A 14,843-nucleotide genomic window follows, 5' to 3' on the forward strand; every position below is an offset into this window, starting at 1 on the left:
GATGGCGCTCTCCGGCTGCGTCGGCAGGCCGCGCAGCGTCATCGGCGCGCATCGCCGGTGGCCGGATTCCCGCGCAGGGTCGCCGCCCGGCGCCCGCCGCATGCGCTGTTACAAATTTCCTGCCCCGGCGCTGTCCCGTTTCGCCGCCTCGCGTGTCACCCCTTCGAGAACCGCCCACACAGGGCGGTATGATCGCGACTTCGTTCGCCGCGCCGGCCACCGTCCCACTCTGGCCCGCCGCGCCGCGAACCCGCCCAACCGCGCGGCGCCGAGCCGTCGCGCATGCAGATGAGGCGAGCGCCGGCCCAAGCCGCCGCCCGCCTGCGAGATGTTGATGGAGAACCCGTTGAAGAATCGTCCGACCCTGACCGCCGCCAGCGCGGCGCCGGCCGCATGAGCGCCGTATTCGACCGCTGCCGGCGGGTCGGGCCGTTGATCTCGCGCATCGTCTGCGCGATCGGCGGCGGCTATGCGCTCGGCGCACTGGCCAGCGTGGCCGCCCTGGCGCTGCCGATGGCGCGCCCGCAGGCCGTGATGACCGGCATGCTGAGCAGCTTCCTGTTCTATACCGGCGCGGTGATCTGGGTGTTCCTGGCGCGCAGCGCCACGCGCGCCTGGGCCGGGCTGCTGGCCGCCGCCGCGCCGCTGGCGCTGGCCGCCGTGCTGGTGTCGACCGGAGCGATCGCCCCATGAGCGCCACCTCCGTTCAAGCGCCGAAGCCGCGCGGAGTGCGCCAGAGCATGTCGGATCTGCACACCTGGGCCGGCCTGCTGTGCGGCTGGATCCTCTATGCGATGTTCCTGACCGGCACCGTCAGCTACTTCAAGGACGAAACCTCGCAATGGATGCGTCCCGAACTGACGCACCAGCAGCGCACGCCCGATCCGGCCGAGGTGGCCGCGCGCGTGGCGGCGCAACTGCGCACGATGGCGCCGCAAAGCACGCAATGGGGCATCACGCTGCCCACCAGCCGCAGCAACGTCGCCGGCACGTTCTGGCGCCTGACGCCGGCCGAGATGGGCAAGGGCCGCTTCTTCGGCGAGGCCGCGTTCGATCCGGTCACGGGGCAGGTGACGAAGGCGCGCGACACGCTCGGCGGCGAATTCTTCTACCGCTTCCATTTCCAGTTCTTCTACATGTCGCCCGTGTGGGGCCGCTGGATCGCCGGCGTGTGCGCGATGTTCATGCTGGTGGCGATCGTCAGCGGCGTGATCACGCACAAGAAGATCTTCGTGGATTTCTTCACGTTCCGCTGGGGCAAGGGGCAGCGCTCGTGGCTCGACGCGCACAACGCGCTGTCGGTGTTCGGGCTGCCGTTCCATCTGATGATCACCTACACGGGGCTCGTCACGCTGATGACGATGTACATGCCGTGGGGCAACCAGATGGCGCTGAAAACGCCCGAGCTGCAAGCCGCGTTCAATTCTCAGATCAGCGCGTTCATCCAGCCCGGCAAGCCGAGCGGCACGCCGGCCGCGCTGGCGCCGATCGCGCCGATGGTGCGCGCCGCGCAGGCGCGCTGGGGCGAGCAGGGCGCGGGCATCGTGACGGTGGTGAACCCGGGCGACGCGGCCGCGCGCGTGGCCGTGGCGCGCGCCGAGGGCGGCCGCGTGTCGTCGAGCCCGCAGTATCTGCTGTTCAGCGGCGCCACCGGCAAGCTGCTCGAGGTGCACGATCGGGTGGGCGGCGCGGCCGAAACGCGCGGCGTGCTGTACGCGCTGCATCTGGGCCGCTTCAGCGATCTGCAACTGCGCTGGCTGTATTTCCTGGTCAGCCTGGCCGGCACGGCGATGGTCGGCACCGGCCTCGTGATGTGGACGGTCAAGCGCCGTCAGCAACTGCGCGATCCGCTGCGCCCGCATCTGGGCTTCCGGATCGTCGAGCGGCTCAACATCGCGAGCATCGCCGGGCTGTCGGTGGCGATGACGTCCTATCTGTGGGGCAACCGCCTGCTGCCGCTCGGCATCGCGCATCGCGCCGACGCCGAAATCAACCTGTTCTTCGGCGTGTGGGCCGCCACGCTCCTGTATGCGCTCGTGCGCCCGGCGCGGCGCGCCTGGATCGAGCTGCTGTGGCTCGCGGCGGCGCTGCTGGCGCTGCTGCCGGTGCTCAACGCGCTGACCACCGATCGCCCGATCTGGCGCAGCGTGGCCGACGGCGACTGGGTGTTCACGGGCTTCCAGCTGATGATGTGGGTGTTCGCGGCGCTGCATGCGCTGCTGGCGATCCGCACCGGCCGCCATCGTGCGCGCCCGCGCCCGGCGGGCCGGGCCGGCAAGGCCGCCGCGCCGCGCGCGTCGGTGGCGATGCGCAAGGAGGAGTCGCTGTGAGCGTGCTGCCGATGATTCTCGTGTGCCTGGCCGCGTTCGCGTGCCTCGCGCTGGCGATGGAGCGCCATCAGGACACCGTGTTCGGCCGTCCGCTGGCCGCCGTGCCCACGCGCGTGCTGCGTTGGGCCGGCTGGATCGGCTTGCTGCTCGGCTTGTGGCTGACGGTGGCCGTGCGCGGCTGGGCGATCGGGCTGGCGACCTACAGCGGCGTGACGAGCCTCGCGGCCGGCGTCGTGATCGGCGTGCTGATCGCCATCGAACGCAACTCCGCCGCGCGCTGAACCGCGGCAGCGGGGCGACTGGCCCCGCGTTGCCTCCAGCCCGCGCCGGCTCCATGGCGACGCGCGGGCTTTTTCCGAATATCCGTCTAGTCCTTGAACGCGTCGCGCTCGCCGAATTGCAGCGCGGCGAGTTGCGCATAGAGCGGCGAGGTTTGCAGCAGCTCGGCGTGACGCCCCTGCGCGACGATCGCGCCGTGTTCCAGCACGACGATCCGGTCCGCCTGCTGCACGGTGGCGAGCCGGTGCGCGATGACGAGCGTGGTGCGGTTCTGCGCGGCGTTGTCGAGCGCCGTCTGCACGAGCCGTTCGCTGGCCGCGTCGAGCGCGCTGGTGGCCTCGTCGAGCAGCAGGATCGGCGGATCCTTGAGGATCGCCCGCGCGATCGCGATGCGCTGGCGCTGCCCGCCCGACAGCCGCACGCCGCGCTCGCCGAGGAACGTGTCGTAGCCGTCCGGCAACTGCTCGATGAAGCCGGCCGCCGCGGCCATCTCGGCGGCGCGCCGCACCTGGGCCGGCGTGGCGTCGGGCATGCCGTAGCGGATGTTGTCGAGCACGCTGCCCGAGAAGATCACCGATTCCTGCAGCACGATGCCGATCGCCTGGCGCAGGTCGGCCAGCGCCACGTCGCCGGTCGGCACGCCGTTGATCAGGATGCGGCCCGACTGCGGATCGTAGAAGCGCAGCAGCAACTGGAACAGCGTGGTCTTGCCCGCGCCCGACGGCCCGACCAGCGCGACGTGTTCGCCGGGCCGCACGTCGAGCGAGAAGCCCGCCAGCGCGGCGGTGCCGGGCCGAGATGGGTAGCTGAAACCGACGTTCTCGAAGCGGATGCCGTCGCCGTGCGCGGGCAGCGGTACCGTGGCCGGCGCTTCCTCCACCGGCGAGCGCGCGGCCAGCAGTTGCAGCAGCCGCTCGGCCGCGCCTGCCGCGCGTTGCAGATCGCCCCACACCTCGGCCACCGCGCCCACGGCGCCGGCCGTGAACACCGCGTAGAGGATGAACTGCGAGAGCTGGCCCGCCGTCATCTGCCCGGCCAGCACGGCCTGCGCGCCGAGCCACAGCACGAACACGATCGCCGAGAACACGAACACGATCACCACCGCCGTCAGCGACGCGCGGGCGCGGATCCGCGTGAGCGCCGTCTCGAACGCGGTTTCCACGGCGCTGCCGAAGCGTTGCGCCTCGTACCGCTCCTGCGTGTAGGACTGCACCGTCGGCATCGCGTTGAGCACCTCGCCGGCCAGCGCGCTGGCGTTCGCCACCTTGTCCTGGCTCGCGCGCGAGAGCTTGCGCACGCGCCGTCCGAACATCACGATCGGCGCCACGACCACCACCAGCGTGGCGATGATGTAGGCCGACAGCACCGGGCTGGTGGCCACCAGCATCGCCACGCCGCCCACCGCCAGCAGGACGTTGCGGAAGCCGAGCGACAGGCTGGTGCCCACCACCGTCTGGATCAGCGTGGTGTCGGTGGTCAGGCGCGACAGCACTTCGCCGGTTTGCGTGGTTTCGAAGAACTGCGGGCTCATGCGCGTGACGTGGTCGTACACGGCGCGCCGCAGATCGGCCGTCACGCGCTCGCCGAGCCACGACACCCAGTAGAAGCGCAGCGCCGTGGCCGCCGCGAGGATCAGCGAGACGACGAACAGCGCGATGAAATAGCGGTCGATATGGGTGCGCTCGCCGCTGGCGAAGCCGTGGTCGATCAGGAAGCGGAACGCCACCGGCAGCACCAGCGTCGCGCCGGCCGACACCACGAGCGCCAGGAACGCGAGCGCCCAGCGGCCGGCGTAGCGGCGCAGGAACGGCAAAAGGTCGAGCAGCGGGGCCACGCGGGCGGCGCGGCGGTTGGCTTCCGGCATGAAGATCCTGGGTGAAAACGAAAAAAGCGCGGGGTGCGCGGGAGACGCGCCGCGTCAGCGCGCGGCGTCGTGTCCGGACAGGGCGTCAGCGTAGCGGTTTCCGAGCGGGTGCGCGACCGCTTCGAGCAGGCGGCGGCCCGCGGCGGTCAGGGCGGGCAGGCTCAGGCTGCCGCCGCTTGGCTTCAGCGCCACGAGCCGGTGCGCGAGCAGGGTGCTCAGTTCGGTGCGGGTCAGGTCAATCTGCTCGGGCGTGCTGTGGATCAGCAGGAGCGTCGACAACTCATGAAGGCTCAACATGGTCGGTTCTCGGCAGGTGGGCGGGTGTCGTGGCGAAGGTCATGCCGGGATGACGTTCGGGCGCGGCGGATATTGTGGCGGCGGCGAAATATCTTGACGGACGGCCCGCCGGCAATCCGGCTTTCGTCGAACCTGGGGCAACGGGGGCCGAACCGGCATGCCTCCGCCCGAATCGATCGACCGCTCCGCCATGCCGGACAATGTGCCGACTGCCGATATGTACGCGGACGATTTCGATGGCGCGAATGAAGTTGTCAATCTAAACAGATTTTTCCGCTAAAAAGCGCCCCGACGTATTGTGTTGGGACGAGCTTTGACATAATCGAATCCAATCTCCCCCCTGTTTTTCATCAATGGCGCAGCAGAATTTCGAGGTGTTTCAAACGGCACGGCGGTTGCACGACGTCGGCTTGAGGATTGGCGACAAGACGTTGCCGATCTTCGATTTCGCGAAGCGGATGCGCTACGAAAACCGAACCGTGGTGACGGTGGAGTGCGTGACGTCGCTCGCCGAAAGCAGTATCGGAAATTACGCGTTCGACGAATCGCGTCATGAACGCCATCGGATCGAGATCGAGGCGGGCGGCAGCATCGGCTTCGACGATGGCGGCCTGCAGGTCGCTATTCCGCCTGACGTCGTCGGCTCGGGCGAGTGGGAACTGAACGTCGTCGCCTTCCTGCAAACCCCGGCGATCGGCAGGCAGGCCGGGGCGGACGAGGGCCGGCAGCGCTTGATCAAGGCCGCCGAGTTGTTGGTCGTCTACCTGGTGTTCTGCAAGGTGCCGGACTCGACGGTTCAAGCCGCCTCGAATCGCTATCTCTTCGACAGCTACGGGAGCCTCGGGTTTGTCGCCGTCGATGTGCCGCGCTTCAATGCGTTCGTTCGCGACGCGCTGGGCGCGGGCCGCCACGACATCGTCGAAGCGTTCACCACGACGGAACTGGCCGGCGATCTGTTCGAGCGCGGGTTGATGGTGCTGTGCTGGGGCATCACGCCGTGGCTGTACATGATCACGTCCCATGGCGCCGGCGAGCCGGTCATGTTCTTTCCCGGCAACACCGCACCGGCGTGCCGTGGCACGTATTACCTTGCCGGCGGGATCGAGCGCGTGTCCATCGTTCCGGGCAACGCGCTGACCGCGTGGGACACGGAGTCGCAAGGCGAATGGCCGAGTTTGACGCTCGCGGGAGAGGGCGATAGGGTTCTGCTCGACCTCTACATTGCGAAGACGGTCGATACCGCGACCGGCGAATGCGTTCCGGTGCCTTATTTCAATATGGTCAGAACGGGCGGCGAGAAGCGGTCGGAGCCGATTTTGCGCTTCGATATTCTGGCTGGGGATTGACGGATCGGGGCATTCGGACGAGCGCATATGAATCGCATATACAGCCTGAGACAGGACGATGCCTTCCAGGCGCTGGTTCAGATCGATGGGAATGGCGACATTCCCTACGACACGAGTGTGGCGATCCGTGCGACCGCGCGTTGCGGTCAAACGTTCGGAGCCGATTACGAGCCGGTCAGGCTGTCGTGGGGTGCGCCGCGACGAAGGAAAAACGGCGACATTCACACCTTGCTGTCGCCGTTTCTTGTGTTGAGCATGCGAGCGTTCGACGCATTGAGCCTCTTGCTTCAAGGCAGCGGAGAGGTGCTCCCGGTGGACGCGCCCGTGGCGGGCATGGCAGGCTTTCACATCACGCGCGTGCTGGAAGATGCCGTCGATATGCAAAAGTCGGCATTCAAGGTCTATCCGCAGGCTACGGTCTTCAACAGGATCGTTCTTCTGGAGCGCGCGGTTCGCGACGCCGATATATTCAGGCTCAGGGAACGCCCTGCTACGGTATTCGTCTCCGATAAATTCAAGGATGCCGTCGAAGCCAATGCATTGAAGGGATTCGATTTTGGAGAGGAAGTCCCGCTTTCTTCGGCGAGCAACTGAGCGCCATGACAAGCGTGCATGCCGGCGAACCTGCGCCGCCGGCATACACGCGCCAGCCGCGACTGCCCTCAACCCGCTCCGCGTTCCCCCAACGCCACCGCGGCCGTCTCCACCGCCACCCGCGTCGTCATCGCCTTCACCGCGAACTTGTGAATCAGTTCGCTGACCGTCGTGCAGCAATCCGACAGCACCGTCACCCCGTACTTCTCCGCCGATTTCGAGATCGCCGTGTGGGTCACGCAGTTCTGCGTCATCATCCCGCAGATCAGCAGGTCGTCCACGCCGAGGCTTTGCAACGTGTCGTCGAGCGTGGTCTGCCAGAAGCCGTCGGCGAACGCCTTCGTGACGACCGGCGCATCGGGCGCGGCCGCCAGGATGCGCGGATGAATCGCCACGCCGGGCGTATCGGCATCGAACAAGCCGCCGCGCGGCCCGTGGCTCACGTGCTGGACGTGAATCACGGGGATGCCCTGCGCGCGGGCCTGGCCGATTGCCTGCTCGATGTTCGCCAGCGTTGTCTCGGGGTTCCAGAGCGGCAGGGCGCCGCCGGGGAAATAGTCGTTCTGCAGGTCGATAACGACCAGCGCGCGTGTGCGTTTCGTCATGAGTGTGCCTCGATCAACGGTGTGAATGAGGCCTCATCATGGCGTTCGAACGCCCCCCAGGCGAGTGGCCCGTATGCCGTTTGGCGATAGAATCGGGCCAATCCGATTTCCTGGAGCATTTCGTGCCGCCACCCGTCATCGCGGTCGTCGCGTTCGACCAAATCAGCCCGTTTCATCTGTCGGTGCCGTGCATCGCGTTTCAGTCGGAGAAATCCGAGGAGCCGCCGCACACGCTGAAAGTCTGCGCGGCCGAGCCGGGGCCGCTGCGCACCACGGCGGGTTTCGAGATCGTCGCGAAACACGGCCTGTCGGCGCTGCGAACAGCCGACATCGTGATCGTGCCGACCTGGCGCGATCCCGACGAGCGCCCACCCGAGCGCCTGCTGCACGAACTGGCCGCTGCGCACCGGCGCGGCGCGCAGCTAGTGGGCTTGTGCCTCGGCGCGTACGTGCTGGCGGCGGCCGGCTTGCTCGACGGACGCCGCGCGACCACGCATTGGTCGTTTGCCGAGCACTTCGCGGCGCGCTACCCGGCGGTGCTGCTGGCGCCCGACGTGCTCTATATCGAGGACGCGAACGTGGTGACCTCGGCCGGTTCGGCGGCCGGCATCGACTGCTGCCTGCACCTGCTCCGCGAGCGTTACGGCTGCGAGATCGCCAACCGGGTGGCGCGGCGGCTCGTCGTGCCGCCGCATCGGCAAGGCGGGCAGGCGCAGTTCGTCGAATTGCCGGTGCCCGCCACGGAGGGCGGCTCGCGGCTGTCGGCGTTGCTGGATTGGACGCGGGGAAACCTGGCTCAGGCGCACACGCTGGATTCGCTGGCGAATCGCGTGCTGATGAGCCGGCGCACGTTCACGCGGCATTTCCGGCAATTGACGGGCACGACGGTGAACGCGTGGCTGACGCGCGAGCGGCTCGCGCTCGCGCAGCGCTTGCTGGAAACGACGACGATGCCGGTGGAGCGCGTGGCCGATGCAACCGGGTTCGGCTCGGCGGTATCGCTGCGCCAGCACTTCTCGCGGGCGTTCGGGGTATCGCCCGCGGCGTGGCGGACGACGTTTACGGGGGAGGGCGGGGGCTAGCCCTGTTTCGCACGAAGCCGCGCAGCATTCAGTGCCCGCTTCGAGGCAGGAAACGCGTCGGCCGGCATGCCGGTGCACCCGGTCGCACTGCCGCCGATCCACTGCGTGTTGTCGAACGTGCACGGCTTGCCAAGACTGTCGTTTTCAAACCGGCAATTGATAAACGTGCAGTTCAAGAAGCGCGTACTGGCGAACGCCACGCCGCGGAAGGTGCAGTTCTCGAAGGTCGAGTCGACGGCCAGGCAACCATTGAAGAGCGCCCAATACATATCCAGATCGATCAGCCGACAGGAAAGCAACGGGCCGTCGATCGAGCCCGTATATTCCTCGACGTTGCGGAACGAGCAGTACCGGAAAACCGAATCCGGAAACGCCCCGAACGGCAGTTTGCCGTCGTAATCGATGTCCGAAATCAGTGTGGGCTCGGGAAGCTTGCGGCGGTTCAAAGTGACCTCGCTCGAGACATATCAAGCCACCACCAACCCCGCCCGTACCGCCCGAATCCGGCGGTCCACGAAATATCCGCCGCCTTCCGTGTAACGCAGCATCACGCGCCCGCAAGCCTTGCAGGCCCACACGTCGCATTGGTTGTACGGGAAAAAGCGCGGCGCGATCGGCGCCTCGGGCGACCAGTAGCGCAGGCCATCGGGCAGGTACTCGTCGTAGGACGGCTCGCGCCCGTCGTCCTCGCGCAGCGTGCCGACCTGCGCCAGCAGCGCCTCGTCGAGCGACAGCGGCTGCGACTGCCAGCCGTCGAGCGGCGTCTTGTGGCAGGCGCAATCGTCGCGCTGGGTGGCTTCGGCGCGTTCGGCCAGCGCGCGCAGCGCGGCGGCATCGAGAATCGGGGTCATCGGTCGGTCTGCCGTGAAATCGGGTCGAGACCGGCAAGTGTAGACGGAGTTGCGTCGGCGAGCGCGGCGATTGGCGAGCGGGCCAGGAATCGCGCGTCACGAAACGGGACATCAGGGCGAGACGAGAGGCAGCCTGAAAGGACGAACGATGAAACCGGGGAGATGAAAAGCGTGGAATCTAACGCGGCGCGGGCTCAGCCACGCGTATCGATCCACTTGCGTGCCCAGCGAGCGGAATGTCGCAAGGCGGCGGCTTCGGAGCCGAAGTAATCGAGCGTGTAGAACTCGTAGAGGGCGGGCTCGCTGCGGACGCTGGTGCGTTCGAGCGTCAGGTTGGACGAAAAGCTGCCGTCAGGAAGACGATGGGCCGAAGGCGTGACGGCGTAGCCGCGATAATGCTTGAGTGTGTTGTTTTGCATGATGAATCAGTAATGTGTCGAACATGGTGTGTCGTGAGAGAAGGTCGGCATCCACCGCAGGATAAGCGGGAATTCTGAAATTCGCCGATGATCTGCGTCAATACATGCCCGGGCCGGCAAGCCAGGCGCGAAAACGTGCCTGGCCGCCGACGCGGGCAACAAAACTTAGCGTCGGAAGCTGCGGGCGGGCGGCGCGCCGGCCATGGCGCGCTCGTCCTTGTGACGGTAGTTGATACGGCCCTTGGTCAGGTCGTACATCGACATCTCGAGTCGAACGCGGTCGCCCGCCAGAATGCGGATGTGATTCTTCCGCAGGCGGCCCGACGCGTAAGCGGCCACGACAGCGCCGTTTTCGAGCGTCACGCGATAGCGGCTGTCGGGCAGTACTTCATCGACAACGCCATCCAGTTCCAGCAGCTCTTCCTTTGCCAAATTGATTTCTCCAATGACCGGGTTGATGTTGAGTCGTGCGTCGCCTGTCGTGCTACGGGCGATCTGCGCATGTACCAACCACGGTATGAATGGCGAGAAATCCCGGATGCGGCGTCGAACAGGCTGCCGACGGAAAACTAAGGTTGCTTGAGCGGACTTCCGGCCGGCTCGCCACGCGGGGCTGGACCGATGCCGCTTCTCAGACCGCGCGCCGTGCTCGGCACGCGAAAAGAATCAAGGAGGGAGAGGACAACGAATACCGCAGTCGAGCGGTTAGTGATGAGCAGCAATCGCGCTTCTTGGATACTTAGACGTCAGACGTTACACCTGAGAGCTTGATCAGTCAAGTATTTTCGCTATCCGCAACGATGCCCGCGGCCTCGATCCTGCGATCCATGCGGCCCATCGCGGCACGGACGTCGCGTCCGAATTCGGCCAGCGCATCCACGTCGGGCGCCGGCGGCTGCAGCGCCGCCCAAAGCACCTCGATCAGTTGATCGGCGGTGCGTTCGGTGTCGAGCGTGCGCCGCCCGAGGATCGCATCCCACAGCACGTGCTCGATCGGCCCGAACACGAGCGAGCGCAGCAGGCTCAGCGGCATGTCGCGGCGAATCTGGCCCGCGTCGCGGCCGCGCGCGAGCAGGGTCATCAGCGGGGCGGTGTAGCGGCGTTGCAGCTCGCCGAGTTCGTCGCCGAGCATCTGCTGCTTGGCGCGCCCCTCGGACAGGACCAGCGCGCACAGCCCCGTGCCATTCACGAGCATCAGCCGCAAATGCGTGCGCACCACGAACGCGAACTGCTCGCGCAGCGGCGCACCCGCTGGCATGCCGGCCTCGAACGCGGCGATGTTCTCGTCGTACCAATCGGCGATCACGCGTGCGCACAGCTCGCGCTTGCCGCGGAAATAACTGAACACCGTGGCCTCCGACACACCCACGCGCTGCGCGATCTCGGCAGCGGTGGCGTGCTCGTACCCCTTTTCGGCGAACACCTCGCGCCCGGCGCGCAGGATGTCCTGCACGCGCTGCTGCGATTTGCGTCCGGCGGGCGCGCGGCTGCCGTCGGGGCGGTCGGTCTTGAGGGGCAGGTCGGACATGGCGAGGCACACGAAACGAAGCAATGCGAACGATGATAGCCGACATCGCCATGAAATTTGAGTGACACTCAAAAAATCGTTGACGCCCGAACTACCACCGCGCGACACTAGCCGCCATCAAGCGGCATCGTTCAATCCATCGGCGCCCGGACAATCCTGAGCAAAACTCAGAACGCATCACCCACCGGATCGGCCGAACGCACTTTCTGGAATCGGAGGAGACATGATCAACCTGCCCGGCGTGCAATTCATGCTCGGTGAGGACATCGAGATGCTGCGCGACGCGATCGCCGCGTTCGCGGCCAAGGAGATCGCGCCGCGCGCGGCCGAGATCGACCGCAGCGATCAATTCCCGATGGATCTCTGGCGCAAGTTCGGCGAACTCGGCGTGCTCGGCATGACGGTCGGCGAGGAATACGGCGGCGCGAACCTCGGCTACACCGCCCACATGGTGGCGATGGAGGAAATCTCGCGCGCCTCGGCCTCGGTCGGCCTGTCCTACGGCGCGCACTCCAACCTCTGCGTGAACCAGATCAATCGCAACGGCAACGAGGCGCAGAAGCGCCGCTATCTGCCGAAGCTGATCTCGGGCGAGCACGTGGGCGCGCTGGCGATGAGCGAGCCGAACGCCGGCTCGGATGTCGTCAGCATGAAGCTGCGCGCCGACAAGCGCGGCAGCCACTACGTGCTGAACGGCACCAAGATGTGGATCACGAACGGCCCCGATTGCGACACGCTGGTGGTCTACGCCAAGACGGATCTCGAAGCCGGCGCGCGCGGCATGACGGCGTTCATCGTCGAGAAGGGCATGAAGGGCTTCTCGGTGGCGCAGAAGCTCGACAAGCTCGGCATGCGCGGCTCGCACACCGGCGAACTGGTGTTCCAGGACGTCGAAGTGCCCGAAGAGAACGTGCTCGGCGAGGTGGGCAGCGGCGTGAAGGTGCTGATGAGCGGGCTCGACTACGAACGCGCGGTACTGGCGGGCGGCCCGACCGGCATCATGGCGGCCTGTCTCGACGCCGTGGTGCCGTATATCCACGACCGCAAGCAGTTCGGCCAGTCGATCGGCGAATTCCAGTTGATCCAGGGCAAGGTGGCCGACATGTACACGACCTTCCAGGCTTGCCGCGCCTATCTGTACGCGGTGGGCCGCCATCTCGACGCGGCCGGCAGCGCCCACGTGCGTCAGGCGCGCAAGGATTGCGCGGGCGTGATCCTCTACACGGCCGAGCGCGCCACCTGGATGGCCGGCGAGGCGATCCAGATCCTCGGCGGCAACGGCTACATCAACGAATACCCGGTGGGCCGGCTCTGGCGCGACGCCAAGCTGTACGAGATCGGCGCGGGCACCAGCGAGATCCGCCGCATGCTGATCGGCCGCGAACTGTTCGCGGAAACGGCCTGAGCCGCCGCGGAGCCAGCACGATGCCGATCCTCGAATCGAAACTGAACCCCCGCTCCGACGAATTCCGCGCCAACCAGGCCGCGCTCGACGCGCTGGTGGCCGACCTGCGCGAGAAGATCGCGCGGCTCGCGCAAGGCGGCGGCCAGGCGGCCCGCGACAAGCACGTGGCGCGCGGCAAGCTGCTGCCGCGCGAACGCATCGCGCTGCTGCTCGACCCGGGCACGCCGTTCCTGGAGCTGTCGCAACTGGCCGCCTACGGCATGTACAACGACGACGCGCCGGGCGCGGGCATCGTCACCGGCATCGGCCGGATCGCCGGGCGCGAGTGCGTGATCGTCTGCAACGATGCCACCGTCAAGGGCGGCACCTACTACCCGATCACCGTCAAGAAGCACGTGCGCGCGCAGGAAATCGCGGCCGAGAACCGGCTGCCGTGCGTCTATCTGGTCGATTCGGGCGGCGCGAACCTGCCGAACCAGGACGACGTGTTCCCCGACCGCGACCATTTCGGCCGCATCTTCTACAACCAGGCGAACCTGTCGGCGGCCGGCATCGCGCAGATCGCCGTGGTGATGGGCTCGTGCACGGCCGGCGGCGCCTACGTGCCGGCCATGAGCGACGAATCGATCATCGTGAAGGAGCAGGGCACGATCTTCCTGGGCGGGCCGCCGCTCGTGAAGGCGGCCACCGGCGAGGAAGTCAGCGCCGAGGATCTGGGCGGCGGCGACGTGCACACGCGGCTGTCGGGCGTGGCCGATCACCTGGCGCAGAACGACGCGCATGCGCTGTCGATCGCGCGCTCGATCATCGGCAACCTCGGCGCGAAGGCCAGCGCGCCGTTCGCGCTCGCCGAACCGCTGCCGCCGCGCTATTCGCCGGCCGAGCTGGCCGGCGTGATCCCGTCCGACACGCGCAAGCCGTTCGACGTGCGCGAGGTGATCGCGCGCATCGTCGACGATTCCGCGTTCGACGAATTCAAGGCCCGCTTCGGCACCACGCTCGTGACGGGCTTCGCGCGGATCTGGGGCAGGCAGGTCGGGATCGTCGCCAACAACGGCATCCTGTTCTCCGAATCGGCCGTCAAGGGCGCGCACTTCATCGAGCTGTGCTGCCAGCGCAAGATCCCGCTGGTGTTCCTGCAGAACATCACCGGCTTCATGGTGGGCCGCAAATACGAGAACGAGGGCATCGCGCGCCACGGCGCGAAGATGGTCACGGCGGTGGCCACGGCCAAGGTGCCGAAGTTCACGGTGATCATCGGCGGCTCGTTCGGCGCGGGCAATTACGGCATGTGCGGGCGCGCGTTCTCGCCGCGCTTCCTGTGGATGTGGCCGAACGCGCGGATTTCGGTGATGGGCGGCGATCAGGCCGCGTCGGTGCTGGCCACGGTGCGCCGCGACGGCATCGAGGCGAAGGGCGGCAGTTGGTCCGCCGACGAGGAAGCCGCGTTCAAGGCGCCGATCCGCGAGCAATACGAGCTGCAGGGCCACCCGTACTACGCCAGCGCGCGGCTGTGGGACGACGGCGTGATCGAGCCGGCGCAAACCCGCGACGTGCTCGGTTTGGGCCTGGCCGCCGCCGAGAACGCGCCCATCGAGGACACGCGCTTCGGCGTGTTCCGCATGTAAGGAGGCCGCATGTCGAACGAGATTCAGCACGACGCCCGATACGAGACGATCCGCATCGCGCACGACAACCGCATCGCCACCGTCACGCTGGCGCGGCCCGAGGTGCGCAATGCGTTCAACGAAACCATGATCGCCGAGCTGACCGCCGCGTTCGTCGCGCTCGATGCGCACGACGGCACGCGCGCCGTGGTGCTGGCGTCCGAGGGGCCGGCGTTCTGCGCCGGCGCGGATCTGAACTGGATGCGCAAGATGGCCGGCTACAGCGACGACGAGAACCGCGCCGACGCGCGTCGGCTCGCGCGCATGCTGGAAGCCGTCTACCGCTGCGGCAAGCCGGTGATCGCGCGCGTGCACGGCGACGCGTACGCGGGCGGCGTCGGGCTGGTGGCCGCCTGCGACATCGCGATCGCCGCCGAGCCGGCGCGCTTCTGCCTGTCGGAAGCGCGGCTCGGGCTGATTCCGGCCACCATCGCGCCGTACGTGGTGCGCGCGCTCGGCGAGCGGGCCGCGCGCCGCTACGTGCTGACGGCCGAAGTGTTCGACAGCGCGCGCGCCGCGCAGTTGGGCCTGATCCACGAGGCGGTGCCTGCCGATGCGCTCGACGCGAGATCGGAA

At 67.4% G+C, this 14,843-nt stretch carries 17 protein-coding genes; 9 read left to right on the forward strand and 8 right to left on the reverse strand.

Annotation, left to right across the window (positions count from 1 at the left end):
* Window positions 1-393 precede the first annotated feature (393 nt).
* Genes G3N92_RS12400 through G3N92_RS12410 form a run of 3 tightly spaced genes read left to right on the forward strand, consistent with a single transcriptional unit; the run spans window position 394 to window position 2,611 of the window.
* On the forward strand, window positions 394-693 hold the full coding sequence (locus G3N92_RS12400) for a DUF3649 domain-containing protein (protein WP_206127768.1): 300 nt from the start codon (window positions 394-396) through the stop codon (window positions 691-693).
* Window positions 690-2,330 carry a PepSY-associated TM helix domain-containing protein gene (locus tag G3N92_RS12405; protein WP_206127770.1) on the forward strand — a complete coding sequence of 547 codons (1,641 nt, stop codon included), beginning with the start codon at window positions 690-692 and terminating at the stop codon, window positions 2,328-2,330. Before G3N92_RS12400 ends, G3N92_RS12405 begins: the two co-directional genes overlap by 4 nt.
* Window positions 2,327-2,611: a DUF3325 domain-containing protein gene (locus G3N92_RS12410; RefSeq protein ID WP_339385904.1), complete on the forward strand. Its 285-nt coding sequence runs from the start codon at window positions 2,327-2,329 to the stop codon at window positions 2,609-2,611. Before G3N92_RS12405 ends, G3N92_RS12410 begins: the two co-directional genes overlap by 4 nt.
* 86 nt (window positions 2,612-2,697) lie before the next feature.
* Here G3N92_RS12410 and G3N92_RS12415 read toward each other — a convergent pair whose 3' ends face one another.
* Together G3N92_RS12415 and G3N92_RS12420 are read right to left on the reverse strand one after the other, a co-directional pair.
* Window positions 2,698-4,473 carry an ABC transporter transmembrane domain-containing protein gene (locus G3N92_RS12415; protein WP_206127776.1) on the reverse strand — a complete coding sequence of 592 codons (1,776 nt, stop codon included), beginning with the start codon at window positions 4,471-4,473 and terminating at the stop codon, window positions 2,698-2,700.
* Window positions 4,474-4,527: 54 nt separating this feature from the next.
* Window positions 4,528-4,770 carry a hypothetical protein gene (locus G3N92_RS12420; RefSeq protein WP_206127777.1) on the reverse strand — a complete coding sequence of 81 codons (243 nt, stop codon included), beginning with the start codon at window positions 4,768-4,770 and terminating at the stop codon, window positions 4,528-4,530.
* Between the two features lie 353 nt (window positions 4,771-5,123).
* Between G3N92_RS12420 and G3N92_RS12425 the strand changes: the two genes are divergently transcribed.
* Both G3N92_RS12425 and G3N92_RS12430 read left to right on the forward strand, forming a co-directional pair.
* The gene (locus tag G3N92_RS12425; protein WP_206127779.1) at window positions 5,124-6,116 is read left to right on the forward strand and encodes a hypothetical protein; all 993 of its coding nucleotides are present in this window, start codon (window positions 5,124-5,126) and stop codon (window positions 6,114-6,116) included.
* A gap of 27 nt (window positions 6,117-6,143) precedes the next feature.
* Window positions 6,144-6,710 (forward strand): DUF1629 domain-containing protein, encoded by a 567-nt coding sequence (locus tag G3N92_RS12430; RefSeq protein WP_206127781.1) that lies wholly within the window; start codon window positions 6,144-6,146, stop codon window positions 6,708-6,710.
* Window positions 6,711-6,778: 68 nt separating this feature from the next.
* Here G3N92_RS12430 and G3N92_RS12435 read toward each other — a convergent pair whose 3' ends face one another.
* Complete coding sequence (locus tag G3N92_RS12435) at window positions 6,779-7,315, reverse strand: cysteine hydrolase family protein (protein WP_206127782.1); 537 nt, start codon at window positions 7,313-7,315, stop codon at window positions 6,779-6,781.
* Between the two features lie 122 nt (window positions 7,316-7,437).
* Here G3N92_RS12435 and G3N92_RS12440 point away from each other — a divergent pair, with 122 nt between their 5' ends.
* Entirely contained in the window at window positions 7,438-8,397 is a 960-nt protein-coding gene (locus G3N92_RS12440; RefSeq protein WP_339385905.1) for a helix-turn-helix domain-containing protein, read from the forward strand.
* Here the strand turns inward: G3N92_RS12440 and G3N92_RS12445 are convergent.
* The 5 genes from G3N92_RS12445 to G3N92_RS12465 form a co-directional block, all read right to left on the reverse strand.
* Window positions 8,394-8,843 (reverse strand): pentapeptide repeat-containing protein, encoded by a 450-nt coding sequence (locus G3N92_RS12445; RefSeq protein WP_206127793.1) that lies wholly within the window; start codon window positions 8,841-8,843, stop codon window positions 8,394-8,396. The genes G3N92_RS12440 and G3N92_RS12445 overlap by 4 nt on opposite strands.
* Window positions 8,844-8,864: 21 nt before the next feature.
* Window positions 8,865-9,248 (reverse strand): hypothetical protein, encoded by a 384-nt coding sequence (locus tag G3N92_RS12450; RefSeq protein ID WP_206127794.1) that lies wholly within the window; start codon window positions 9,246-9,248, stop codon window positions 8,865-8,867.
* 194 nt (window positions 9,249-9,442) lie between these two features.
* Window positions 9,443-9,667, reverse strand: a complete 225-nt coding sequence (locus G3N92_RS12455; protein WP_206127796.1) for a hypothetical protein — start codon at window positions 9,665-9,667, stop codon at window positions 9,443-9,445.
* A 165-nt stretch (window positions 9,668-9,832) separates the two neighbouring features.
* Window positions 9,833-10,099, reverse strand: coding sequence for a translation initiation factor IF-1 (infA, locus tag G3N92_RS12460; RefSeq protein ID WP_206127803.1), 267 nt, complete (start codon window positions 10,097-10,099; stop codon window positions 9,833-9,835).
* Between the two features lie 343 nt (window positions 10,100-10,442).
* Window positions 10,443-11,195, reverse strand: coding sequence for a TetR/AcrR family transcriptional regulator (locus tag G3N92_RS12465; protein ID WP_206127805.1), 753 nt, complete (start codon window positions 11,193-11,195; stop codon window positions 10,443-10,445).
* Between the two features lie 223 nt (window positions 11,196-11,418).
* Here G3N92_RS12465 and G3N92_RS12470 point away from each other — a divergent pair, with 223 nt between their 5' ends.
* The 3 genes from G3N92_RS12470 to G3N92_RS12480 all read left to right on the forward strand — a co-directional run.
* A complete protein-coding gene (locus G3N92_RS12470) occupies window positions 11,419-12,600 on the forward strand; it encodes an isovaleryl-CoA dehydrogenase (RefSeq protein WP_206127807.1) in 1,182 nt (393 codons plus the stop codon).
* A 20-nt stretch (window positions 12,601-12,620) separates the two neighbouring features.
* Complete coding sequence (locus G3N92_RS12475; RefSeq protein ID WP_206127809.1) at window positions 12,621-14,228, forward strand: carboxyl transferase domain-containing protein; 1,608 nt, start codon at window positions 12,621-12,623, stop codon at window positions 14,226-14,228.
* 9 nt (window positions 14,229-14,237) lie between these two features.
* The coding region (locus tag G3N92_RS12480) for an enoyl-CoA hydratase-related protein (RefSeq protein WP_206127811.1) at window positions 14,238-14,843 on the forward strand (606 nt) is incomplete at its 3' end.

Origin of the sequence: Burkholderia sp. Ac-20379 (assembly GCF_017104645.1) — a bacterium.
Lineage (GTDB): Bacteria > Pseudomonadota > Gammaproteobacteria > Burkholderiales > Burkholderiaceae > Burkholderia.